General features: G+C 76.1%; 17 protein-coding genes. 9 read left to right on the forward strand and 8 right to left on the reverse strand.

Going from position 1 to position 22,295, the window contains the following annotated elements; genetic code table 11:
- Positions 1-14 precede the first annotated feature (14 nt).
- The 4 genes from ACZ56B_RS28410 to ACZ56B_RS28425 form a co-directional block, all read right to left on the reverse strand.
- Complete coding sequence (locus ACZ56B_RS28410; protein ID WP_468796499.1) at positions 15-4,649, reverse strand: hypothetical protein; 4,635 nt, start codon at positions 4,647-4,649, stop codon at positions 15-17.
- A 54-nt stretch (positions 4,650-4,703) separates the two neighbouring features.
- Entirely contained in the window at positions 4,704-5,585 is an 882-nt protein-coding gene (locus ACZ56B_RS28415) for a hypothetical protein (RefSeq protein WP_468796501.1), read from the reverse strand.
- 133 nt (positions 5,586-5,718) lie between these two features.
- Complete coding sequence (locus ACZ56B_RS28420) at positions 5,719-7,245, reverse strand: hypothetical protein (RefSeq protein ID WP_468796503.1); 1,527 nt, start codon at positions 7,243-7,245, stop codon at positions 5,719-5,721.
- Between the two features lie 105 nt (positions 7,246-7,350).
- Positions 7,351-8,055 (reverse strand): GntR family transcriptional regulator, encoded by a 705-nt coding sequence (locus ACZ56B_RS28425; protein WP_468796505.1) that lies wholly within the window; start codon positions 8,053-8,055, stop codon positions 7,351-7,353.
- Between the two features lie 349 nt (positions 8,056-8,404).
- Between ACZ56B_RS28425 and ACZ56B_RS28430 the strand changes: the two genes are divergently transcribed.
- The 3 genes from ACZ56B_RS28430 to ACZ56B_RS28440 are packed head-to-tail and all read left to right on the forward strand — an operon-like array spanning position 8,405 to position 10,652.
- Positions 8,405-9,163 (forward strand): LamB/YcsF family protein, encoded by a 759-nt coding sequence (locus ACZ56B_RS28430; protein WP_468796507.1) that lies wholly within the window; start codon positions 8,405-8,407, stop codon positions 9,161-9,163.
- Positions 9,160-9,786, forward strand: a complete 627-nt coding sequence (locus tag ACZ56B_RS28435) for a 5-oxoprolinase subunit B family protein (protein WP_468796509.1) — start codon at positions 9,160-9,162, stop codon at positions 9,784-9,786. Before ACZ56B_RS28430 ends, ACZ56B_RS28435 begins: the two co-directional genes overlap by 4 nt.
- A complete protein-coding gene (locus ACZ56B_RS28440) occupies positions 9,783-10,652 on the forward strand; it encodes a 5-oxoprolinase subunit C family protein (protein ID WP_468796511.1) in 870 nt (289 codons plus the stop codon). Before ACZ56B_RS28435 ends, ACZ56B_RS28440 begins: the two co-directional genes overlap by 4 nt.
- A 534-nt stretch (positions 10,653-11,186) precedes the next feature.
- Here ACZ56B_RS28440 and ACZ56B_RS28445 read toward each other — a convergent pair.
- From ACZ56B_RS28445 to ACZ56B_RS28455, 3 genes are all read right to left on the reverse strand, one after another.
- Positions 11,187-12,311 carry a glycosyltransferase family 4 protein gene (locus ACZ56B_RS28445; protein WP_468796513.1) on the reverse strand — a complete coding sequence of 375 codons (1,125 nt, stop codon included), beginning with the start codon at positions 12,309-12,311 and terminating at the stop codon, positions 11,187-11,189.
- Positions 12,312-12,471: 160 nt separating this feature from the next.
- A complete protein-coding gene (locus tag ACZ56B_RS28450) occupies positions 12,472-13,890 on the reverse strand; it encodes a HEAT repeat domain-containing protein (RefSeq protein WP_468796515.1) in 1,419 nt (472 codons plus the stop codon).
- Between the two features lie 298 nt (positions 13,891-14,188).
- Positions 14,189-14,581, reverse strand: a complete 393-nt coding sequence (locus ACZ56B_RS28455; RefSeq protein ID WP_468796517.1) for an ankyrin repeat domain-containing protein — start codon at positions 14,579-14,581, stop codon at positions 14,189-14,191.
- Positions 14,582-14,903: 322 nt separating this feature from the next.
- On the opposite strand from ACZ56B_RS28455, the gene ACZ56B_RS28460 reads away from it, so the two are divergent.
- Together ACZ56B_RS28460 and ACZ56B_RS28465 are read left to right on the forward strand one after the other, a co-directional pair.
- The gene (locus ACZ56B_RS28460) at positions 14,904-15,098 is read left to right on the forward strand and encodes a hypothetical protein (RefSeq protein WP_468796519.1); all 195 of its coding nucleotides are present in this window, start codon (positions 14,904-14,906) and stop codon (positions 15,096-15,098) included.
- Positions 15,099-15,145: 47 nt separating this feature from the next.
- Positions 15,146-17,005, forward strand: a complete 1,860-nt coding sequence (locus tag ACZ56B_RS28465; protein ID WP_468796521.1) for a P-loop NTPase family protein — start codon at positions 15,146-15,148, stop codon at positions 17,003-17,005.
- Between the two features lie 77 nt (positions 17,006-17,082).
- Here the strand turns inward: ACZ56B_RS28465 and ACZ56B_RS28470 are convergent, their stop codons facing one another.
- The gene (locus ACZ56B_RS28470) at positions 17,083-18,582 is read right to left on the reverse strand and encodes an SCO1417 family PLP biosynthesis transcription factor (protein ID WP_468796523.1); all 1,500 of its coding nucleotides are present in this window, start codon (positions 18,580-18,582) and stop codon (positions 17,083-17,085) included.
- Between the two features lie 34 nt (positions 18,583-18,616).
- Between ACZ56B_RS28470 and yczE the strand changes: the two genes are divergently transcribed.
- The 4 genes from yczE to ACZ56B_RS28490 all read left to right on the forward strand — a co-directional run bounded on the left by yczE (position 18,617) and on the right by ACZ56B_RS28490 (position 22,163).
- Positions 18,617-19,348, forward strand: coding sequence for a membrane protein YczE (gene yczE / locus ACZ56B_RS28475; protein ID WP_468796525.1), 732 nt, complete (start codon positions 18,617-18,619; stop codon positions 19,346-19,348).
- A complete protein-coding gene (locus ACZ56B_RS28480; protein ID WP_468796527.1) occupies positions 19,345-20,112 on the forward strand; it encodes a glycerophosphodiester phosphodiesterase in 768 nt (255 codons plus the stop codon). The genes yczE and ACZ56B_RS28480 overlap by 4 nt, the downstream gene beginning before the upstream one ends.
- A 51-nt stretch (positions 20,113-20,163) precedes the next feature.
- A complete protein-coding gene (locus tag ACZ56B_RS28485) occupies positions 20,164-21,510 on the forward strand; it encodes an MFS transporter (protein ID WP_468796529.1) in 1,347 nt (448 codons plus the stop codon).
- A gap of 278 nt (positions 21,511-21,788) precedes the next feature.
- Positions 21,789-22,163, forward strand: a complete 375-nt coding sequence (locus tag ACZ56B_RS28490) for an RNA polymerase-binding protein RbpA (protein ID WP_003977404.1) — start codon at positions 21,789-21,791, stop codon at positions 22,161-22,163.
- Positions 22,164-22,295 lie beyond the last annotated feature (132 nt).

Here is a 22,295-nt window from a genome sequence, read left to right on the forward strand (position 1 = left end):
GGACGGCGGCCCGGTCACCCGCTCGCCGGGGCGGGCCGCTTGAACATCCGTGTCGCCGTGATCTCGCTGTGCGCCTCCTCGGCCGGGTCCTGCAGGGGCAGGCCGGGCCGGAGGTGCTCCTCCACGCTGATGTACTTCAGGCCGGCCCGGAGGTCGGCGTCATTGCGCAACCGGATGACCAGGGGGAACTCCGCCAGCGCCGTCGTGTCGAACAGGCCCGTGGTGTAGAGCAGCTGCACGCCGAGCGCGTCGGCGACCGCACGCTGGAGCTCCAGCAGGTAGGTGGCGTTGGCGCGGCCGATGGGGTTGTCGAGGAACAGGGTGCCCGCGTGCCGGTGCTTGTCCCGGCCCCGGTCGTTGGACCGCAGGGCGGCCATCGTGCAGTACAGGGCGATGGCCGCGGTGAGCAGCTGGCCGCCGGAGAACACGTCGCCCATCTGTCCCACGGGGACGCGCTCGGCGCGCAGCACCGCGTCGGGCTTGAGGATCTCGACGGCGACGCCCTTGGGCCGCAGAGCGGCGGCGACCCCGCGCAGCAGCAGGGACATGCCGTCGCGCCGCAGGTCGGAGTTCTTCCTGACGGCCGCCCGGGTCGCCTCGTCGATGACCTCGCCGAGCCGCTCGGTGAGCGTGGCCTGGTCCGGTTCCTCGAAGCGGATGCGCAGGAACTCCTGCCCCGACCACTCGCCGAGCCCTTCCGGCAGCCGGGAGAGCCGCTGGGCGGAACGCAGGGTGGCGAGGGCCGACTCCACGAGCCCCCTGAGCCGGTCCACGATCGAGTCGCGGTTCCGCTCCAGTTGCTCCAGCTCGTCGGTGAGCACCCGCAGGCGGGGCGCGAAGGCGTCCGCCCACTTCCGGGCGTGCTCGGGCAGCGCGGAGGCGGGCAGCTCGCGGATCTGCTGCCGCGCGGGGGTGCGGACCTGCTCGTAGCGCGTGGAGTTGGCGTGCCGGACGAGGACGTCGCTCGCCTCGCGCACGGCGGACTCGGCGGCGGACAGGTCGGCGGCGCAGCCGCGCAGCGAGCGGCGGGCCTCGGCGGCGGCCTGCCGAGCCTCCTCCGGGGTGCCCGGATAGGGCTCGGGCTGCTCCTGCTCCTCCTCGGGGGCGTGCTCGCGCAGCAGGTCGCGGAGCATGGCGGCGATCTCGTCGAAGCCTCCGGCCGCGTCCTCGGCGGCGCGGTGCGCCTCGAGCAGCTCGGCGTGCGCCTCCCGGGCCCGATCCAACGCCTCGTCGTGGGAGGCGAGTTCGGCCGTGGCGGTGCGCAGGAGGGCCTGGGCGTGCTCGGCGTCGCGCGGCACCAGTTCGTCGGGCAGCCCGGTGTGCGCCCCGCCGTCCTCGGGTGCGAGGCGCTCGGCCTCGCCGCGCAGCCGTCCGAGCCGCTCGCTCGCGCCGGACATGCGCGTCTCCAGGAGCTGGACCAGTTCCTCGGCGCGGGCGGCCGCGGCCTGCCGGCTGGGTCCGTCGGAACCGTCGGGCGACTGGAGCAGTTGCTCGGCGCGGGTGCGGACCCTGTTGCTGAGCCGGTCCAGTTCGGCGCGGGCCGCGCTCTCGTCGCTCTCCGCGCGGGCCTGTTCGGCACGCAGGTCGGCGCCGACGCCGACCTTCTCGTACACCTGGGACGCGGCCCGGTACGCCTCGCGCAGCGCGGGCAGCGACGCCTGCGGCGCCTCGGCGCCGTCCTCGGGCACGTCGTCGGGGGCGCCCGCGATCTCGGAGCGCTCGGCGCGCAGCGCACGCGCGGTGCGCCGGGCGTCGTCGGCGGCGCGCTGGGCGCCGCGCCGGTCCTCGTCGGCGGCGCGCGCACGGTCCAGGCAGGCCTGGGCGCGCGCCTCCGCCTCGGTCGCGTCGTCGGCCAGTTCACGCAGCTTGGCCTGCCAGGCGGCCCGCTCGCGCAGCCGGAAGGCGAGCCCGGCGAGGGCGTCGGCGGCGCGCCGGGCCCTCTGTGCGGCCTCCTGCCGCTCGTCGCGCACCCGGGCGGCCTCGACGGCGGCCTCCTCGGCCTCGGCGCGTGCGGCGCGTGCCTCGGCCAGCTCGGCCTCGGACTCCTCGGCGAACGCCCGCGCCTCGTGCGCCGCCCGCGCCAGCTCGGTGAGCCGGCCGGCCGGGCAGCCGGTGCGCCAGGAGGCGAGCCGGGCCGCCAGTTCCCGGTCCTTGCCGAGCCGGGCGGCGAGCACCCGGATCTCCTCGTCCCGCGCGGTCGCCCGCGCGCGCAGCGCCTGCCGTTCCTCGTCGGCGGCGTGCTCGTCGTGCATGGCCGGGTTCGGCGGGACGAGGAAGACCTCCCCGGTGTCCGCGTCCGGCGCCGGGGCCGGCGCGAGCAGGGCGGCGGCCGTGCCGACGGCGACGGCGGACCGGGGCAGCAGGGCGGCGCCGCCCAGCGCCTCGCGGGCCCGGGCGTGGGAGTCCGGGTCGGTGATGACGACGCCGTCGACCAGCTCGGGCCGGGCGGCCAGTACGCGCGCGTGGTCGGCGGGGTCGACGGCCTGGGCGAGGTAGCGCCAGCCGGGCAGCGCCGGGATGCCGTGCTCGCCGAGGAACTCCACGGTCGCCAGCACGTCCGGGCCGGGCGGCAGCAGTCCGCCGTCGCCGAGGGCCCCGAGGATGCGGGCGTCGTCGGCGGCGGCGGTGCGCAGCTCGAACAGCTGCCGCTCGGCGGAGGAGACCGCGTCGTCGAGCAGTTCGCGCAGGTCGTCGGCGAAGCGGTCGAGTTCCTCGGCCGTGAGGGCGCCGTCGGCGGGGGTGTCCTCCGGTCCGGCGTCCGTGGCGTGCCGGGGCCGCGGGACCGGCGACGGCCGGGGGGCGGTGCCGGTCAGGCTCAGCAGCTCCGCCAGCCGCTCCTCGGCCGCGAGGGCCTCGGCGGTGCGGCGCTCGCCCTCGTGGGCCCGCTCGGCCGCCGTGGCCGCGTCCGCCGCGCGCGCCGCGGTGAGTTCCGCGCGGCTCTCGGCGGCGGCCGCCTCGCGCGCGTGCTCGGCGGCCCGGCGGGACGCCTCGCGGGCGGCGTCCCACGCGGCGACCGCCGTCTTCTCCGCGTCGCTGGCCGCGAGGGCGGCCCGGGCGGGGTCGGCGTCGGGGGCGCTGTCGTCGAGCCAGCCGGCCCGGACCGCCTCGGCGGTCTCCTGCTCGACCTCGGTGAGGCGCTGCCGCAGGTGTCCGATCTCGCTGCGGGCGCGCTGGGCCTCGGTGGCGGCGGCGGTGGAGTCGCGGTAGGCGGCGTCGCTGACCTCCTGGAGGGCGGCGGAGCGCTCCTCCTCCTCGTTGGCGAGGCCTTCGGCCTTCTGCGCGGCGGCGTGCAGGGCGCGCACGAGGTCGGCGGCGGCCCCGGCGCGCGCGGCCAGCGCGGGCGCCGCGTCCCGCTCGGCATCCTGGATCGCGGCGGACACGCGCGCCACGCGGTCGGCGGCGGCGCGGTGGCGCAGCACCGCCTCGGCGGCCTGCCAGGCCGCGTACAGCGTGCGCGCGTCGGCGAGTTCGCGCTTCTGGGCGGCGGCGGCCTTCTCGGCGGCGGCGAGCGCCAGGGAGGCGTGCCGGTAGGCGAGTTCGGCGGAGATCAGGGCGCTGCGCTCGCGCGCCGCCTCGGCGTGGGTGACGGCGTACGCGGCGGCGGTGACCCGCCCGGCCAGGTCGGCCGCGCGGTCGCGTTCGAGGGCGCCGCGCGCGGAGAGCCGGCGGGCCAGGGTGCGGGTGCGGCGTTCGGCGGCGGCGTGGATCTCCCGGGCGCGGGTGCGGGCGTCGGCGGCCTCGACGATCCGGCCGAGGAGGTCGACGGAGCCGGCGGTGAAGTCCCGTTCGGCGATCAGCTCGGCGCGGCGGCCCAGCTTGTTCCCGAAGCCGCCGACCAGGTCGGCGAGCCCGTCGGTGTCCCGGGTGTCGGTGACGGCGCGCAGCAGCAGGTCGGTGAAGTCGGAGTCCTTCTTGACGGCGAAGAGGCCGGCGGCCTCGCCCTCGTCGGCGTTCATCTCCCGCTGGTAGCGGAAGAGTTCGGGGTCGAGTCCCAGTTCGCCGAGGTGTTCGGTCCAGCGCTCGTGGACCTCCTCCCAGTGCACCTCGAGGTGCGGGTACGTCCTGCCCGCCTCGGTGAGGGCGTCCCGGAAGCCCTTCATGGTGCGGCGCCGCCCCCGCGCGCCCGACTGGCCCTCGACGGACGGCCGCACGGCCGTGGACTCGGCGACGGGCAGGTTGTCCAGGCTGAGCCCGGGGCCGGGCCGGAAGGAGTACCAGGCCTCGGCGAACTTCCGGGGGTCGCCCGAGACCTGGCGGCCCCGCCACTCGCTGACCTTGCCGACGACGACGCACTCGCCGGTCTGCACGTGCTGCCACTCCAGCGCCACGTGGCCGCAGTCGTCGGCGAGCAGGAACTTGCGCAGGACGCCGGAGCTGGCGCCGCCGAGGGTGTTGCGGTGTCCCGGGAGCATCACGGAGAAGATCAGCTTCAGCAGGACGGACTTGCCGCCGCCGTTCTCCAGGAAGAGCACCCCGGCGGGCGCGGGCCGGCGCGGCGGGCCGACGGGCTCCTCCTCGAAGAACTCCGCCTGCGTCGGCGCGGGATCGGGCACGATCCCGCCGACACCGCGCAGGTCAAGCACGGTGTCGGCGTAGCGCGCACCGGCGGGCCCGATGGAGTAGAGGCGGACCCGGGACAGCTCGTACATGGCGGACTCTCGTGGGGCTTCGTGGAACGGGGAGTTCGGCGTGGAGCGGGGAGCTCAGGAGGAGTGGAAGGGCAGGCCGGCGTCGGCGACGAGTTCCAGGTCGTCGGCGTCCTCGGGGGGCAGCAGGGTGGGCGTGCCGTCGGTGACCGGGACGACGCCCAGTTCCAGCAGTTCGGCCAGGGCGGCGCTGCCCGCCATGTCGCGCACCTGGAGCTGGTAGCGGGCCGTGGTGCGGTACGTGCCGCCGTTGTCGTCGCCGGTGCGCTGCAGGAAGCCGGAGTCGGTGAGGAAGGCGACGGCCTTGGCGACGATGCCGGTGGTCGATCCCGCGAGCCGGCGCGCGTCCTTGGTGGCCCCGGTCGCGCTGCGTCTGGCCCAGACCCGCCAGGCGGCCTCCAGGCCGGGGGCGTCGCTGGCCGGGTCGGTGTTCTCGCCCTGCTGTGCGGCCCGCTCCTCCAGCCGGTGGCAGGCCTGGCGCACGAAGGCGTCGACGCCGTTGACCGTGACGCGCCCGATGTAGCCGTCGTCGGTGAGGTCCTCCGGGCGCGGGAAGGCCAGGGCGGCGACGGCGAGGTGGGCGAGCCCGTGCAGGAACCGGTCGCCGCCGTCGGCGGAGGTGCGCCGCGCGTAGTCGCCCATGCGCACCGCGAACACGGAGTCCTCGGCGGCGGTCACCGCCATGCCCGCGCGCGGGGACACCTCCAGCACGACCAGTCCGAGGCCGGTGGCCACGGCGTCGGCGAGCCGCGCGAACGGCGGGTCCTCGCGGTAGCGGCGCAGCAGGTCCGCGTACTCCTGGTCGCGGGCCGGCTGGAGCTTGGGCTGCAGGCCGAAGGCGACGAGCCGCGCCGCGTCGGCGGCGTCGGCGGGCGTGACGGCGGTGGCGGCCGGCGCGGCACCGGCCTCCGGCTCGCTCCACTCGACGTGCTCGGTCACGGTTTCGGCTCCTTGCTCTGGAGGACAACGGTGCGGTCGGCCCCTTCGGGGGCGCGGGGCCGTGTCGGCCGCGGCCGCGCCGGGTGGGCCCGGCCGGCCGGCGCCGGTCCCCGGCCGTCCCGCGGCGGGACCATCACGCCGCCTCCGTCCGGTCCGCCGCCATGCCCGCCGCGTCCAGCAGGGCCGTGCCGACGATGAGGTCGGCGCCGCCGAACTCGGGGTCGTCGAGTTCGGTGCCGTCGTCCACGGCGAACAGCAGTTTCCGCTCGCCCTGGCGGTAGGCGGTGCCGACCGGCGGGCTGGCGGCGTGGATCGCCAGCAGGGCGACCAGGTACGGCAGCTCGGGGTCCCGGCGGCGCGCGTCGGCGAGCAGTCCGGACAGCCGGCGCGGCGCGTCGGCCGGCAGGTCCAGCAGCTCCGTGGCGGCCGCCAGCTGCTCCTCGCTGAAGCGGCTGTCGTCCGGTGTGGCGATGAGGTCGGGCTCCGGCATCTCGGCGCCGAGGTGCTCCCGCTCCACCGGCGGTGTCAGCAGGATCTCGACGAGGTCGGCGACCCGGACCGACACCGGGGTGCGCAGCCCGGTGCCGCGGGCGAAGAAGGCGCCGGTGACCCGGGCCGCCTGCTCCACGGGCAGCGGCAGCAGGGGCGCCAGGAGGTGGCCGTACAGGTCCGTGCCCGAGGTCGGCGCGGGGGCGGCGAAGGCCTGCCGGTCCTGTTCGGCCCGGAACAGGGGGCCGGCCTCCAGCAGCCGGGCCTGCAGCTGCGTGTGCCGCCGGATGCAGTCCTTGACGATGTCCACCAGCTCGGCGGCCCGCCGCTTGTGCTCGGGGTCCTCGGACTCGTCGCGGGCCTTGCGGATGTTGGTGAGGATCGCGTTCTCGTGGCGGTACCGGTCCGCCACGTGGTCCAGGGCCTCGGCGATCATGTCGGGGACGGCGCTCAGCCAGTCCACCGCGCGGACGTTGCGCCGGGTGGCCTCCAGCGCCCGGCGCAGGCTCTCGGAGTACTGCACGGTCCGGTAGCGGGCCTGCTCCGCGGCGAGCTGGGCGTCGGCGAGCCGGCCGCGGCTGATCAGCACCTCCAGCTTGACCTCGGCGGCGATCTGCGCGCTGGTGACGTCGGTGTCCAGGGCGCCGACCAGGACGTTGACGGCCTCGTCGGTGGTCCGCAGGTACACCGTGCCGCCGGGGCCGGGCACCTCCTCGATCAGCTTGAAGTCGTAGTCGCGGCGCACATAGGTGCCGTCCGCCCCGAACACGCCGTACACCGCCCGGAAGCCGCGGTCGACGCTGCCGACGTTGATCAGGTTCTCCAGGACCCAGCGGGCCACCCGCTCGTGCTCGGCGGCGGGGCGGTCCGGGGCCTGGGCGGCGATGCGGGGGACGAGCCGGGTGACGATCTGTTCGTGGTCCGCGCCCGTGTCGAAGTCCATGTTCAGCGTGACGAGGTCGATGGCGGCCAGGGCGATCTCCGCCATGCCGTACACCGTGTACTCGCCGGCCAGATTGGCCTTGCGCGCGTCCAGGTCGTGCAGCGGCGCCGTGCAGGCGAGCGCGCGCAGCCGCCGCGCCAGCCCTTCGTCGGCGGCCGGGCCCGGTGCGGGCCGCGGCCCCGCGCTGAGCTGGGGCGGAGCACTGTCCGTGGGTGCTGGCGATGTCACGGTGAACAGACTAGGTCCTCGGTCCGACAACGACCCAAACGAGGCCGACGCGCCCCGGTGCCGCGGGCGCCGCGCCCGCGTTCCGCCGCCGCGCGGCGCCGCGGCTCAGCCGCCCTGCCCGTCCGGCCCGACCCGGCGCCGGTACACCTCCACCACCCGCTCCAGCGAGACGTCGAGGTAGGCCGCGAGCAGCCGCTCGGCCTCCTCCCGGTCACCGGCCCGCAGCGCCCGGAGAACGGCGAGGTTGCGCTCGATGTACGGTTCGTGCAGCCGTCCGGGCTCGTCCACCACGTGGAAGGCGAGCCGCAGTTCGGCGAAGACGCCGCGCATCAGCTCGTCGGTGCGCTCGCTGGCGGCGAGGGCCACCAGCTCGCGGTGGAAGTGGATGTTGGCGGTGCCCACGCCTTTCCAGTCGCCTTCGCGCGCCGCCCGGCGGCCCTCCTCCACCGCTCCGGCGAGTGCGTCCAGCGCGTACGGCGGCTCGCCGAGGCCGCGCACGACGGCGCACTCGACGAGCCGGCGGGTGCGGTAGATGTCCTCGACGTCCTCGACGGTCAGCACCCGGACGAACACGCCCCGGTTCAGTTCGTGGACGAGCAGCCGTTCGTGCGTGAGCAGCCGGAACGCCTCGCGCAGCGTGTTGCGGGAGACCCCCAGCGCCCCGCCGATGCCGTCCTCCGACAGCCGCGTCCCGGGCGGGAAGTACCCCTCGGCGATCCGGCTCCGGAGGATGTCCGAGACCCGCTCGGCGGTGCTGGTGCGGCCCAGCAGGGCGCGGTCGTCGGCCAGTCCCCTCAGCTCCTCTGCCATGCCCGGGATTCAATCGCACGCGACAGGACGGAACAACACGGGTGTTGAGGGATCGTTCAACGATCCTCTACGGTGCTCCGCATGGCGCCGCCCCTCGGGCGCGGGGCGCCGGCGCCTTCCGCACCGCGGCACGGCACCGCACCGCCCGCTTCGTCCCGCGCCCTTCCGCCCCCCCCCGCTGCGAGGTGCTCATGAGCACACCCCCTCCACCGCGGGCCCCCGACCGGCCGGCCACACCCCGCACGGACCTGACGCACCGACGAGGACGGGGCGTCCGGCCGGTCGCGGGCGCCGGGACCGCGCGGTCCGAGCGGTCCCGCGCGGCCCGAGAAGGAGAAACGAGGGATCCATGACCTCCATCGATCTGAACGCCGACCTCGGCGAGGGTTTCGGCCGCTGGCGGCTCACCGACGACGAACGGCTGCTGTCCGTCGTCACCAGCGCCAACGTGGCCTGCGGCTTCCACGCCGGGGACGCGGCCACCATGCGCCGGGTGTGCGCGCTCGCGGCCGAGCGCGGGGTGCGGATCGGCGCCCAGGTCTCCTACCGGGACCTGGCGGGGTTCGGGCGGCGCGCGATGGACGTGCCGCCCGCCGAGCTGGCGGCCGAAGTGGCCTACCAGATCGGCGCCCTGGAGGTGTTCGCCCGCGCGGCGGGCGCCCGCGTGGCCTACGTCAAACCGCACGGGGCGCTGTACAACCGGGTGGTCCACGACGAGGAGCAGGCCGGCGCGGTCGTCGAGGGGGTCCTGCTCGCGGACGCCGCGCTGCCGGTGCTGGGCCTGCCCGGTTCGCGGCTGCTGGAACTGGCCGGGAAGGCGGGCCTGCCGGTCGTCCCGGAGGCGTTCGCCGACCGCGCGTACACCGACGAGGGCACCCTGGTGCCGCGCCGGCAGGAGGGCGCCGTGGTCACCGACCCCGCGGCCGTCGTGGCGCGTTCGGTGGACCTGGCCCGTTCCGGTGAGGTGGGGACGCGCTCGGGACGGCGCATCGAGGTGCGGGCGCGTTCCCTGTGCCTGCACGGCGACACGCCCGGCGCGGTGGACCTGGCGCGACGGGTGCGCGGCGGCCTGGAGGCCTCGGGGATCCGGGTGGAGGCCTTCGCATGAGGGTGCTGCCCGTCGGCGAGGACGCCCTGCTCGTCGAGGTCTCCTCGGGCGACGAGGCCCGGGCGCTCCACGCGGAGTTGCTGCGGCGCCGCGCGGAGGGGTCGCTGCCGGTCGGCGAGATCGTGCCGGCGGCCCGCACGGTCCTGCTCGACGGCCTGTCCGACCCCGCCGCGCTGGCCGCCGAACTGACCGCCCGCGGGCTGCCGCCCGCGCCCGCGCACGAGGAGGGGACGGTCGAGGTCCCGGTGCGCTACGACGGCCCGGACCTCGCCGACGTCGCCGCGCACTGGGGCGTCCCCGTGCGGGAGGTGGCGCGCATCCACGCGGGCACCGGGTTCCGCGTCGCCTTCTGCGGTTTCGCGCCCGGCTTCGGCTACCTCACGGGGCTGCCGCCGCGGTACGAGGTGCCCCGCAGGCCGACCCCGCGCACGGTCGTGCCGGCCGGCTCGGTGGCGCTGGCGGGGCCGTACACGGGGGTGTACCCGCGTTCCTCGCCGGGTGGCTGGCAGTTGATCGGCACGACCGACCTCGTGCTGTGGGACCACGCGCGGGTCCCGGCGGCGCTGCTCTCCCCCGGCACCCGCGTGCGGTTCGTCCCGGTGGCGGCGGAGCCGGCGGCATGACGGACCGTGCGCTCGCCGTCGTCCGGGCGGGAGCCCTGACCACCGTGCAGGACCGGGGCCGCCCGGGCCACGCCCACCTGGGCGTGCCCCGTTCCGGGGCGCTGGACGGGCCCGCGGCGGCGCTCGCCAACCGGCTGGTCGGCAACCCGCCGGACGCGGCCGTCCTGGAGACCACCCTCGACGGCTGCGCGCTGCGCCCTCGTTCGGCGGTCGTCGTGGCGGTCACCGGCGCCCCCTGCCCCGTCACCGTGGACGGCCGTCCGGCCGCCTGGGGGGCGCCGGTGCGCGTGCGGGCCGGGGCGGTCCTGGACGTCGGGGCGGCGGCCCCGGGCGTACGCGCCTACGTCGCCGTCTCCGGCGGGATCGCCGTCGAGCCGGTGCTCGGCAGCCGCTCCACCGACCTGCTCTCGGGCCTCGGCCCGGCCCCGCTCACGGACGGCGCCGTCCTCCCCCTCGGGGCCCCGCGGGGGCTGCCCGCGCGCGTGGACGTCGCCCCGCAGCCGGCGCCCCCGGACGAACTCGTGCTGCGCGTGACACCGGGCCCGCGCGACGACTGGTTCACCCCGGAGTCGGTCCGGGTCCTCACGTCCCGCGCGTACCGCGTGTCCCCGGCGAGCAACCGCATCGGGCTGCGCACGACCGGGCCGGCCCTGGAGCGGGCCCGGCCGGGCGAACTCCCCAGTGAGGGCGTGGTGCTGGGGGCGGTCCAGGTGCCGCCCGACGGCAGGCCGGTGGTGTTCCTGGCCGACCACCCGACCACCGGGGGCTATCCCGTGGTCGCGGTCGTCCGCCGCGCCGACCTCCCGGCCGCCGCCCAGGCGGCGCCCGGCACCCCGGTCCGCTTCGTCGCCGTGCGCCGCCGCTGAACGCCCGGTCCGGCCGTCGCTCCCCGGGGACGGCGCGGTCGCCGCCGGCCCGGAGCGCGCGGGGCGGGGCGCCGCTCCCCCGGGCCGGCGCCCGGCGGGGCGCGGACGACCCCGCGGGCCCCGGGCCGCACGGACTCCCGCTCGGCGAACCCGGTGGCGCACACCACGCGCGCACGTGCGGGCGGTGCGGATGCCGGGGGCGTCGACGGCGCTCGCGGACGGCCCCGGGCGCGCAGCACCCCGCCGGCGGTCCCGGGGGAGATCACGGCGGACGGGCCCCGGGCCCGTCCGCCGGCCCGGCGCGGGGTCGTGCGGCCGGGCACCTCCGGGCGGCCGGGGGCGGTTCCCGGAGCGGCCAGCGATCCGCTCCCGGTCGGTGAGGACGCGGCGGCCCCGGTGCCGGGCGGCGCAGGACCCGGCGGTGCGGTCGCCCTCCTCCGCTCGGTCCCGCGGTCGCTCCCCCGTCCGCCCGAGACGAGCACCGGCCGGTCCCCGCCGGCGTCGCGCTCCCGCCGTTCGTACCGGTCATGGCGGTCATGCCGCCACCGTCGTCCTGCGTCCGGCGAGCACGTCCGTGTAGTGCCCGATCAGCCGGTCCCCGACCACGGCCCAGGTACGCCCCTCGACCGCCGCGCGCCCGGCCGAGCCGTACGCGGCCCGCCGCCCGGGATCGGCGGCCAGGGACCACACCGCGTCGCGCACGGCGGCGGCGTCGCGCGGCGGTACGAGCAGTCCCGTGCGCCCGTGCGCGACCAGGTCCAGCGGGCCGCCCGCCGCGGGCGCCACCACGGGCACGCCGCTCGCCATGGCCTCCTGCACGGTCTGGCAGAAGGTCTCGAACGGCCCGGTGTGCACGAAGACGTCCAGCGAGGCGAAGATCCGGGCGAGTTCGCCGCCGGTGCGGCGGCCCAGGAAGACCGCGCCGGGCAGCGCCCGCCCCAGCCCCGGCCGGCTGGGCCCGTCCCCGACGACCACGACCCGGACCCCGGCCAGGGCGCACACCCCGGCGAGCAGTTCGACCCGCTTCTCGGGGGCGAGCCGGCCGACGTAGCCGACGAGGAGTTCGCCGTCCGGGGCGAGCCCGCGGCGCAGCGCCTCGTCACGGAGGCCGGGCCGGAAACGGGCGGTGTCCACACCGCGCGGCCACAGCCTGACCCTGGGCACGCCGTGCGCCTCCAGGTCGCGCAGGGCGGCGCCGGACGGGGCCAGGGTGAGGTCGGCCGCCGTGTGCACGGCGCGGATGCGCCGCCAGGCCGCCGCCCCGCCCGCGCCCAGGTACGTACGGGCGTAGCCGGCGAGGTCGGTCTGGTAGACGGCGACGGCGGGCAGGCCGAGGCGGGCGGCGGCCGCCATGCCGCGCACGCCGAGGACGAAGGGGCCGGCCAGGTGGACGACGTCGGCCCGGTGCCCGGCGATCGCGGCGGCGGGGCGGCGGCCGGGGAGGGCAACGCGGACCTGGGGGTAACCGGGGAGCGGAAGGGAGGGGACGCGGACGACGGGGCACGGCGCCCGGTCGTCGGGAGCGGGGCCGGCGGGGGCGGGAGCGACGACGAGGGGGGTGTGACCGCGGTCGACGAGGTGCCGGGCGGTCTGGAACGCGCAGTGGGCGACGCCGTTCACGTCGGGGGGAAAGGACTCGGTCACGATGACGACACGCATACCGGTGTTGTCGCCGCACCGGACGTGGCCGCGCCAGAGTGGATCTTTCCGTCCGGGGAACGCGCCGTGAGCGTTGCCCCGTGCGCCCGGCCGGGTCGGACGGGGCCGCGCACGCCCGGCCCGCGGGTCACCTCCCGTTCGCGCCGCTCGCCCGAGCGGGTCACACGGCGGTCTCCTCGGGGCCGATCCGGCTGCGGACGGCGGTCTGCACCTCGGCCTCCTCGGCCGGGTCGGCGGCGAGCCGGCGCAGGCGCTCGACCACCCGGGTGTCCCCGGTCTCGGCGTGCCGGGCGGCGATCTCGCGGGTGGACTCCTCGCAGTCCCACAGGCACTCGACGGCGAAGCCGGTGCCGAAGGAGGGGTCGGTGGCGGCGAGGGCGCGCGCCACCCGGCCCCGCAGGTGGGACGAGGCGGTCTCCCGGTAGACGTGCCGGAGGACGGGTGCGGCGCAGGCGATGCCGAGGCGTCCGGCGCCGTCGACGAGCGTCCACAGGGTGAGGGCGTCGGGACCCTCGCCCCGCACCGCCTCGCGGAGCGCCGCGAGGACCAGGTCGCGGTCCCGGGTCCCGCCCCGGCAGGCGAGGACGCGGCCGGCGGCGGCGCCCAGCGGGCCGGGCCGGCGGGCCCAGCCGCGTGCCCGGTCGACGGCCTCGGGACCGCGCATGCGCTCGAAGGCGTCGACGGCGGCCTCCACGACGGCCGGCGAGCCCGTGGCCACGGCGCCCTCGATCAGCTCCAGGACGTCGGGATCGTTGCCGTCGGCGAGGTACCGCAGGGCGGTGCACCGGGCTCCCTCGGTGCCGTCCCGGGCGGCCCGGACGATCTCGGGCCGGTCCTCGGGGCCCGCCACGGCGGCGAGACAGCGGGCGGCCGGTACGTGGAGCGCGGCGCCGCGCTCCACGCCCTGCTGGGCCCACGCGAACACGGCCTGCACGCTCCAGCCGGGACGGGGCCCGGTGGGGCGCATCTGCCGCTGCCAGCGGTCGAAGCAGCCGGCCTCGCGGGCGGCGCGCACCCGCGCGGCGACGGAGGCGCGCGGGTCGTCGGCCCACAGGCGCCAGGGCCTCGGCTCGAAGGCGTCGCGGACGGCGGCGGCCAGTTCCGCCTCGCCCTCGGCGTCGGTGGTGAACCGCGCCAGCACCGGGACGGCGAGGGCGCGCAGGCCCGCGTCGTCGTCCCGGAGGGCGAGTTCGTCCAGGGCCCAGGCCCAGTTGGTGCCGTGGGCGGCGTACCTGCGCAGGAGTTCGAGCGCGTCCCGCCTGCCGTAGGAGGCGAGGTGTCCGAGGACGGCGAGGGCGAGTCCGGTGCGTGACTCGTCGGTGTCGAGGACGTCCTCGGGGTCGAAGAGGTGGGCCTCGATCGCGTCCAGTTCGCCGTGCAGATCGAGGTAGAGGCGGGCGTAGTAGAGGGAGCGGTTCTCCACCTGCCAGTCGTGGCGCGGGTCGCGCAGCACGCAGTGGTTCAGCGCCGCGAGCGCTTCGGGGCGCGGGGCGGTGAGCGCGTGCAGCGTGCCGTCGCCGCGGCCCCGCTGGAGCAGGCCGAGCAGCGTACCGCTGGGCGCTATGACCGGATCGAACATGGGAAACAGCCTCACATCAAGCGTCGACGCAACCGGGGACGTGCATTACCTGGCCGCGTGACAACACGTCGGGGCACCCGCCGTTTCCTGCTCGCTGTAGACCATCTCTCTGCCTCTCGTCGGTGGCCCGTGCGGGCCGCGTCACGGCCCGCGCGGTGCGGCAACACCTGCCCGGCCATCGCGTCCGTGAATCACGTCGTCATGATGACCCGGCGGTCACATCTCCCGCGACCGAAATTTCGGCGGCCCCGTACCGCCTCCCCCGTTTTCTGTATTTTCGCAGCTCAGAGCGTTTCGCTCACTGCTCGCCGAACAGGCCGAGCACTTCCGTGCGGCCGAACATCCGGGCCGTGTCGACGGCCGAGGGGGTACCGGCGGACGGATCGGCGCCGCCCTCCAGCAGGGCCTCGATCACCTCGGTCTCCCCCTTGAAGACCGCTCCCGCGAGGGGGGTCTGGCCCCGGTCGTTGACGCGGTCGGCGTCGGCGCCGCGCTCCAGCAGCGCGCGCACCGTCCCGGCGTGGCCGTGATAGGCGGCGAGCATCACGAGCGAGTCGCCCCGGTCGTTGGTGAGGTTGGCCGGGACCCCCGCGTCGACGTAGGCCACGAGTTCGTCGGTCCGGCCGCTCCGGGCCAGACCGAAGATCTTGGTCGCCAGTTCCACGACCTCCGGGTCGGGGGTGTCGGTCATCGGCCGGACCGCCTCTCAGTGCGCAGTGCTTCGTGCATCGGGGACAGGGCGTACGTCTGCGGTCGGTGCAGAGCCGTACGGGTGAATCGCCAGGGTACTGGCTCGCGCGGCGCATGACCCGGTGCGTCCGGGGTGAGGATCGGGGCGGGTCCTCCCGGCCGCGAGGACACCGTCCCAGTCGTCGGGCGGACCGGCGCGGGACACTCCACCGACCGGGCGAAAAACCCGAGGAACCACCCAGTTGCACCTTTTGTCGTATAGATACATCCTGTGATCCTGGAAGTACTCATGGTGACTGTCCCCGTGAACCAGGAGAACTGACATGATCATCTCGATCTCATGCGTGGTCCTGCTCGGCATCGTCGTCTTCGTCTTCTTCCGCAAGGACGGACTGAAGGCGTCGCACGCCCTGGTGGCCATGCTGTTCGGCTTCTATCTGGCCAGTACGGCCCTCGCGCCCAGCATCAAGGCGGGCGGCGAAAGCCTGGCCAGTCTCCTGGGCGGGTTCAGGTTCTGATCCGGCTCCCTGCGCCCCCCGTCCGTACGCACCCTCTGGAGACCGCAGTGGCCCGGCGCCCTCTCCCCCGCATCCTGAGCAACGGCGGCGCGCAGCTCGCCCGGAGCCGGGAGCTGGCCAGGACCGCGGCCGACGGCGCCACGGACATCCTCCACCCGCTGATCACCATCGCGCGCGGCCTGCGCCGGCTGGCCTCGGCCGGACGGCGCCGGTGGGCCGACACGCCCCAGGACAGGCGCGGCGCGCTGCTCTTCCTGGTGGCGTCGGTCGTGCTGGTCGTGGCACTCGCGCCGTACGGCCCGCTGCTCGCCGTCACCGCCCTGACGGCGGTCGCGGCCTGGCAGGGACGGGACCGCGCCCCGTCGGCGGCCGAAGGGCCCGACGAGTCCTGTCTCCGGCGCCTGAGGACCCTGTACGAGGCACTGGTGCCGTACTTCTCGACCGCCGAGGACCCGGATCCGCTCTACTCCCACGGCGGCGACTGGAAGAGGGCCTTCCCGGAGTACGAGTTCGACGACACCGGCCGCATCACCCGCCTGGTGGTCAGCTATCCCGCTTATTTCACCGACGGCGAGCCGGAGCCCCGGGCGCGGATCGAGCACCTGCTCGGCGCCAAGTCGGGGCGCGACCGCGAGTACCACTTCGCGTGGGACGAGGAGGGCAACCAGCTCACGGTCCAGGTCCTCCCGCCCCTGCCCACCGACATCGCCGCCCAGCCCTTCGTCACCTCCCCCGGCGAGACGGTGCTCGGCTTCACCGACCCCACCCGGGTGCGGCGGACGCTGCCGCTCACCCGCGGCGAGGAGCAGCGCGACGTGCCGCCCGTCGTCTGGCGCACCGGCATCCGCTCCACCGAGCCCCATCTGCTCGTGCTCGGCCAGCCGGGCAGCGGCACCTCGACCCTGCTGCGCTCCATCGCCCTGCAGGCCCTCCACCACGGGGACGTGCTGATCGTCGACGGCGGCGGCACCGGTGAGTACGCCTGCCTGACCGGCCGGGACGGCGTGCTCGCCGTCGAGTGCGGGCCGGCGGGGGCGCTGGCGAGCCTGGAGTGGGCCGCGCGCGAGACGGAGCGTCGGCTGAGCGCGGCGAACCGCGCCCACCAGGCGGGCGATCCGCCGCCCGAGGACACCAGGCGGCCCCTGTGGATCCTGCTGGACCGGCCGAGCGCGTTCACGCACCTGGCCGCCGAGGAGGGCCGCGAGGACCCCCAGTCGCTGCTCCGCCTCCCGCTGCGCCACGGCCGCCCGGCGAACGTCACCGTGGTCGTCGCGGACCAGCTCGACGGCCTGGAGACCCTCAGCGCCCCGGTGCGGCAGCACACGCGCGCGCGGGTCGTCCTCGGCCCGGCGACGGCGGAGCAGCTGGAGGCCGTCCTGGGCGCGCCGCCGCACACCACCCCCGTCGACCAGGTCCCCCCGGGCCGGGGCTACGCCCGCCTGGGCGCGGGACCGGTCCACCGCCTTCAGGTGCCGGCCACGCCGGACCCGTACGACGACGCCACCAGCGACGCCCACCGGCAGGCCGTGCTGGACCTGCTGCCGCCGCGCACGGCCCCGGCGAAGGACACGGGGCGGCCGGGCCCGGAAGCGGCTCCGGCGGGGTCCGTGCTCCTGGACAAGCTGCCCGTGGATCCCGTGCCCCTGGAGAAGGAACCGGTGGAGAAGGAACCGGTGGAGAAGGAACCGGTGAGCAACGCGGTGGCGGAGGAGGAAGGGGAAACGGTGCGGAACGAGGTGGCGGAGGGGGAGCCGGAGGAGAAGGAGCCGCTGCCCGTGAAGGCGCTCCCCGGCGGGCCGTGCCCGGTGGCGGCCGGTCCCGGGGAGGAGTCCCCCGGGGCCGCCGTCCCGCAGGAGGTGACCGCGGGAGCGGTGCCCAGGGAAGCGGCGGTCGCGGAGCCCTCCTGAAGGGGTCCCGAAGGGGCCCGCCGGAGAGGCTGCCGGACCCCGGCACACGTCCCCGTGCCGCGCCGCCGCCGTGACCGCTACGCCACGAACGTGCGCGGCGCCTCCGCCCCCGTGGTCCCGCCGCTCTCCACCAGCCGTGCCGCCGCGGCCAGCCGTACCGCCGCCTCCTGCGCCACCGCGCCGCCCACGGTGAACGGCAGCCGCACGTACCCCTCGAACGCCCCGTCGACCCCGAAGCGCGGCCCGGACGGCACGCGCACGCCGACCCGTTCCCCCGCCTCGGCCAGCCGCGAGCCCGAGAGCCCTCCGGCGCGCACCCACAGCGTGAGCCCGCCCCGCGGGACCTCGAACTCCCAGCCGGGCAGCTCCCGCCGCACCGCCGCGACCAGCGCGTCCCGGTTCTCCCGGGCCTGCGCGCGGCGCACCTCGACGGCCTGTTCCCAGCCGTCCGTGCCGAACAGCCAGTTCACCGCCAGCTGCTCCAGCACGGGCGTGCCCAGGTCGGCGTAGGCGCGCGCGGCGACCAGGCTGCGGATCGCCTCGGGGGAGGCGCGCACCCAGCCGATGCGCATCCCGGCCCAGAAGGCCTTGCTCGCCGAGCCGACCGTGATCACGGTGGACCCGGCCGGGTCGAAGGCGCAGACCGGAGGGGGCATCTCCACGTCGGGCTCGAGCCACAGTTCGGCCATCGTCTCGTCCGCGACGAGCACCGTTCCCGCCGAACGCGCCGCGTCCACCAGGCGGCGCCGCTGGTCCTCGTCGGCGAGCGCACCGGTCGGGTTGTGGAAGTCGGCGACGACGTACGCGATCCGGGGCGCCGCCTCCCGCAGCACCTGCCGCCAGCGGTCCAGGTCCCAGCCGGCCAGGCCCTCGGCCATGGCCACCGGGACGAGCCGGGCACCGGCCTCCCGCATCAGCTGGAGGATGTTGGCGTAGGACGGCGACTCGACGGCGATGCGCTCGCCGCGCCCGCCGAAGAGGTGGCAGATGGCGTCCATCGCGCCCATCGCCCCGGTCGTCACCATGATCTGCTCGGGCATGGTCGGGATGCCCCGCGCGGTGTAGCGGTCGGCGATCATCGAGCGCAGCGCGGGCAGTCCGGCGGGGTAGTCGCCGTGGGTGTGCGCGTACGGCGCCAGCTCCTCCAGGGCGCCCCGCACGGCGCGCGTGAGCCACGGTTCGGGCGCGGGCAGCGCGGCGCAGCCGAGGTCGATCATCGAGCCGAGGGCCTCGGGCGGCAGCGGTTCGAGCCCGCGCGCGGGCAGCGGATTGCCGGCCGGGACGGCGGTCCAGCTGCCCGCGCCGCGCCGTGACTCCAGGAACCCCTCGGTGCGCAGCGCCTCGTAGGCGGCGGCGACGGTGGTGCGGCTGACGGACAGGGCGAGGGCGAGCTCCCGTTCGGCGGGCAGCCGTGCGGCGACCGGCACGCGCCCCTCGAACACCAGCAGCCGGATGCCGTCGGCGAGCGCGCGGTAGGCGGGCGGGCGGCGGGTTCCGGGACCGGCCGGGCGGTCCTGCTGGGAGTTGAGCAGCCGGGCGAGCTGTGCGGCGCCCACCGCCGAGGTCCACTGCGCCATGAGAATCAGTCCACCTTCCCCGGATTGGCCATGGATGGCCGCTCCTTCCGTGCCACAGGGTGTCACGCACCGGTCCACTTCCACCACAGGGGGGCACGTCTTGTCCAGCCATTCACCCCGGCAGGGGCACCTCGCGCGGCGGCTGTTCCAGCTGTACGCCGGCCTGGCGCTGTACGGCGCGAGCTCGGCACTGCTCGTGCGGTCGGGACTCGGCCTCGAACCGTGGAACGTGCTGCACCAGGGCCTGTCCGAGCGGACGGGGCTGCCCATGGGCGTGGTGCTGACCGTCCTGGGCGCGGTGATCCTGCTGCTGTGGATCCCGCTGCGCCAGCGGCCGGGGCTGGGCACGGTGTCCAACGTCCTGGTGATCGGCGCGGCGATGGACGCGACGCTGGCCGTGCTGCCGGACGCCCACGGCCTCGCGGTCCGCGGGGCCCTGACGGCGGCGGGCATCGTGCTGAACGGCGCGGCGACCGGGCTGTACATCGCGGCGCGCTTCGGTCCGGGCCCGCGCGACGGGCTCATGACGGGGCTGCACCGGCGCACGGGCGTCTCGATCCGCCTGGTCCGCACGGCCATCGAGGTCGGCGTCGTGGTCACGGGCTTCCTCCTCGGCGGCACGGTGGGCGTCGGCACCCTGCTGTACGCGGTGACGATCGGCCCGCTCGCGCAGTTGTTCCTGCGCCTGTTCGCCGTCCCCTCGGCGCCCGACGCCGGCACGGCCGTCGTCACGGGGCGACCGCGGGAGGCGATACTGCGTCCGTGACCCCGCGGATACGCCACCCCTACCTCGACCACCCCGGCCCGATCGCCTTCGCCCACCGGGGCGGGGCGGCGGACGGCCTGGAGAACACCGTGCGCCAGTTCCGGCGCGCCGTCGAGGCGGGCTACCGATACATCGAGACCGACGTCCACGCCACCCGCGACGGCCGGCTGGTCGCCTTCCACGACGCGACCCTGGACCGGGTGACGGACGGCGCGGGCCGGATCGCCGACCTGCCGTGGCGGGACGTGGCGCACGCGCGGGTGGCGGGCGAGGAACCGGTCCCCCTGTTCGAGGAACTCCTGGAGACCTTCCCCGAGGTGCGCTGGAACGTCGACGTCAAGGCCGAACCGGCCCTGGCGCCCTTCCTGGAACTGGTCGGGCGCGCGAACGCCTGGGAGCGGATCTGCCTCGGCTCGTTCTCCGAGGCCCGGGTGGCGCGCGCCCAGCGGCTGGCCGGTCCGCGGCTGGCCACGTCGTACGGGACCCGGGGTGTGCTGAACCTGCGGCTGCGGGCGTGGGGCCTGCCGGCCGCGGTGCGCCGGTCGGCGGTCGCCGCCCAGGTGCCGGAGGTGCAGTCGGGCGTCCGGGTGGTGGACCGGCGCTTCGTGCGCGCGGCCCACGCGCGCGGGCTGCAGGTGCACGTGTGGACGGTCAACGAACCCGAGCGGATGCACCGGCTCCTGGACCTGGGAGTGGATGGCATCATGACCGATCACATCGGCACACTGCGCGAGGTCATGGAGGACCGCGGCGCCTGGGTCTGAGACACCGCGCCCCGGCGCCCTCGCGCGTTCACGGGGAAGCGAGGGCACGGGGTGGGCACCGACACCGTGCGGTCACCGGCGGCGGACGAGACCGCCGCCCGGCGGCGCGAGCAGCGCGGCTGGTACTTCTACGACTGGGCGTGCTCCGTGTACTCCACGAGCGTGCTCACCGTCTTCCTCGGCCCCTATCTGACGTCGGTCGCCGAGTCGGCCGCGGACGCCGGGGGCTTCGTCCACCCGCTGGGCGTCCCGGTGCGCGCGGGCTCCTTCTTCGCGTACGCGGTGTCCCTGTCGGTGGTGCTGGCCGTGCTGGTGATGCCGCTGGTGGGCGCCGCCGCCGACCGCACCGGCCGCAAGAAGCCGTTCCTGGCGGCCGCCGCCTACACGGGCGCCGCGGCGACGGCGGGCATGTTCTTCCTCGACGGCGACCGCTACCTGCTCGGCGGGGCGCTGCTGGTCGTGGCGAACGCGGCGCAGTCCGTGGCGATGATGCTCTACAACGCCTACCTGCCGCAGATCGCCCCGCCCGAGGAGCGCGACGCGGTCTCCTCCCGCGGCTGGGCCTTCGGGTACGCGGCCGGGGCCCTGGTCCTGGTCGCGAACCTCGTCCTGTACACCGGACACGACGCCTTCGGGGTCTCCGAGGGCACGGCGGTGCGCATCTGCCTGGCGTCGGCCGGTCTGTGGTGGGGCGCCTTCGCGCTGATACCGCTGCGCCGGCTGCGCGACCGCCGCGTCCCGGCGCGGGAGGCGGCCCTGCCGGGCTTCCGGCAGCTCGCGGCGACCGTCCGCGACATGCGCCGCCATCCGCTGACGCTCGGCTTCCTGCTGGCCTACCTGGTCTACAACGACGGCATCCAGACGGTGATCTCGCAGGCCTCGGTCTACGGCTCGCGGGAGCTGGGGCTCGGGCAGTCGACGCTCATCGTCGCCGTGCTGCTGGTCCAGGTGCTGGCCGTGGCCGGCGCGCTGGCGCTGGGCCGGCTGGCCCGGCGGTACGGGGCGAAGCGCACGATCCTCGGCTCGCTGGTCGCCTGGACCCTGACGCTGGTCGCCGGCTACTTCCTGCCCGCGGGCGCCCCGGGGTGGTTCTTCGTCCTGGCCGCGGGGATCGGGCTGGTCCTGGGCGGCAGCCAGGCGCTGTCCCGGTCGCTGTTCTCCCACCTCGTGCCGCCCGGCAAGGAGGCCGAGTACTTCTCGGCGTACGAGATGAGCGACCGCGGGATGAGCTGGCTCGGGCCGCTGCTGTTCGGGCTCGCCTACCAGACGACGGGCAGCTACCGGGACGCGATCGTCTCCCTGGTGGGCTTCTTCGTGCTCGGGTTCGTGCTGCTCGCGCGGGTCCCGGTGCGGCGGGCGATCGCCGACGCGGGGAACCCGGTCCCCGAAAGGATTTAACACGGGGCACGAAAGGGCGGTAGTGTACGCGTTTGGCCTGCCAGGCGTACCGTTACTGCGCGTCAAAAACACCGAAACGCTGGGTCACATCTGCCAGTAGAGGTGACAAACCGGACGTCGGAGGGTACTGCACTGGTTGACAAGGCTGCGGCTACGACGGCGACGCTTGACCCGGAACGGGACTCGGTACGGGAATCTTTATCGCCGCCCGGACGTTGACCGGATGACGACGACAGCGACACCTGTCCTGTGGGCGACAAGCCCGGGAGGCACGATTCATGAGTGAGCGAGCTCTTCGCGGCACGCGCCTCGTGGTGACCAGCTACGAGACGGACCGCGGCATCGACCTGGCCCCGCGCCAGGCCGTGGAGTACGCATGCGAGAAGGGGCACCGCTTCGAGATGCCCTTCTCGGTCGAGGCGGAGATCCCGCCGGAGTGGGAGTGCAAGGTCTGCGGTGCCCAGGCACTCCTGGTGGACGGCGACGGCCCCGAGGAGAAGAAGGCCAAGCCCGCGCGTACGCACTGGGACATGCTGATGGAGCGGCGCACCCGAGAGGAGCTCGAAGAGGTCCTCGAGGAGCGCCTCGCCGTCCTGCGTTCCGGTGCGATGAACATCGCGGTCCACCCCCGGGACAGCCGGAAGTCGGCCTGACGCCGGCGGACCCGGGCGGGAGTCCTCCGCACAGCGAACAGGAGCGGGGGGGGGGGGGGGGGGGGGGGGGGGGGGGGGGGGGGGGGGGGGGGGGGGGGGGGGGGGGGGGGGGGGGGGGGGGGGGGGGGGGGG

This window comes from Streptomyces sp. NPDC034670 (assembly GCF_055574875.1).

What these genes read in the sequence shown, in the direction of transcription:
- ACZ56B_RS28410 (WP_468796499.1), bottom strand. Translation starts at nt 4,649, where the DNA reads ATGTACGAGCTGTCCCGGGTCCGCCTCTACTCCATCGGGCCCGCCGGT.
- ACZ56B_RS28425 (WP_468796505.1), bottom strand. Translation starts at nt 8,055, where the DNA reads ATGGCAGAGGAGCTGAGGGGACTGGCCGACGACCGCGCCCTGCTGGGC.
- ACZ56B_RS28430 (WP_468796507.1), top strand. Translation starts at nt 8,405, where the DNA reads ATGACCTCCATCGATCTGAACGCCGACCTCGGCGAGGGTTTCGGCCGC.
- ACZ56B_RS28435 (WP_468796509.1), top strand. Translation starts at nt 9,160, where the DNA reads ATGAGGGTGCTGCCCGTCGGCGAGGACGCCCTGCTCGTCGAGGTCTCC.
- ACZ56B_RS28440 (WP_468796511.1), top strand. Translation starts at nt 9,783, where the DNA reads ATGACGGACCGTGCGCTCGCCGTCGTCCGGGCGGGAGCCCTGACCACC.
- ACZ56B_RS28445 (WP_468796513.1), bottom strand. Translation starts at nt 12,311, where the DNA reads ATGCGTGTCGTCATCGTGACCGAGTCCTTTCCCCCCGACGTGAACGGC.
- ACZ56B_RS28450 (WP_468796515.1), bottom strand. Translation starts at nt 13,890, where the DNA reads ATGTTCGATCCGGTCATAGCGCCCAGCGGTACGCTGCTCGGCCTGCTC.
- ACZ56B_RS28455 (WP_468796517.1), bottom strand. Translation starts at nt 14,581, where the DNA reads ATGACCGACACCCCCGACCCGGAGGTCGTGGAACTGGCGACCAAGATC.
- ACZ56B_RS28460 (WP_468796519.1), top strand. Translation starts at nt 14,904, where the DNA reads ATGATCATCTCGATCTCATGCGTGGTCCTGCTCGGCATCGTCGTCTTC.
- ACZ56B_RS28470 (WP_468796523.1), bottom strand. Translation starts at nt 18,582, where the DNA reads ATGGCGCAGTGGACCTCGGCGGTGGGCGCCGCACAGCTCGCCCGGCTG.
- yczE (WP_468796525.1), top strand. Translation starts at nt 18,617, where the DNA reads ATGGCCGCTCCTTCCGTGCCACAGGGTGTCACGCACCGGTCCACTTCC.
- ACZ56B_RS28490 (WP_003977404.1), top strand. Translation starts at nt 21,789, where the DNA reads ATGAGTGAGCGAGCTCTTCGCGGCACGCGCCTCGTGGTGACCAGCTAC.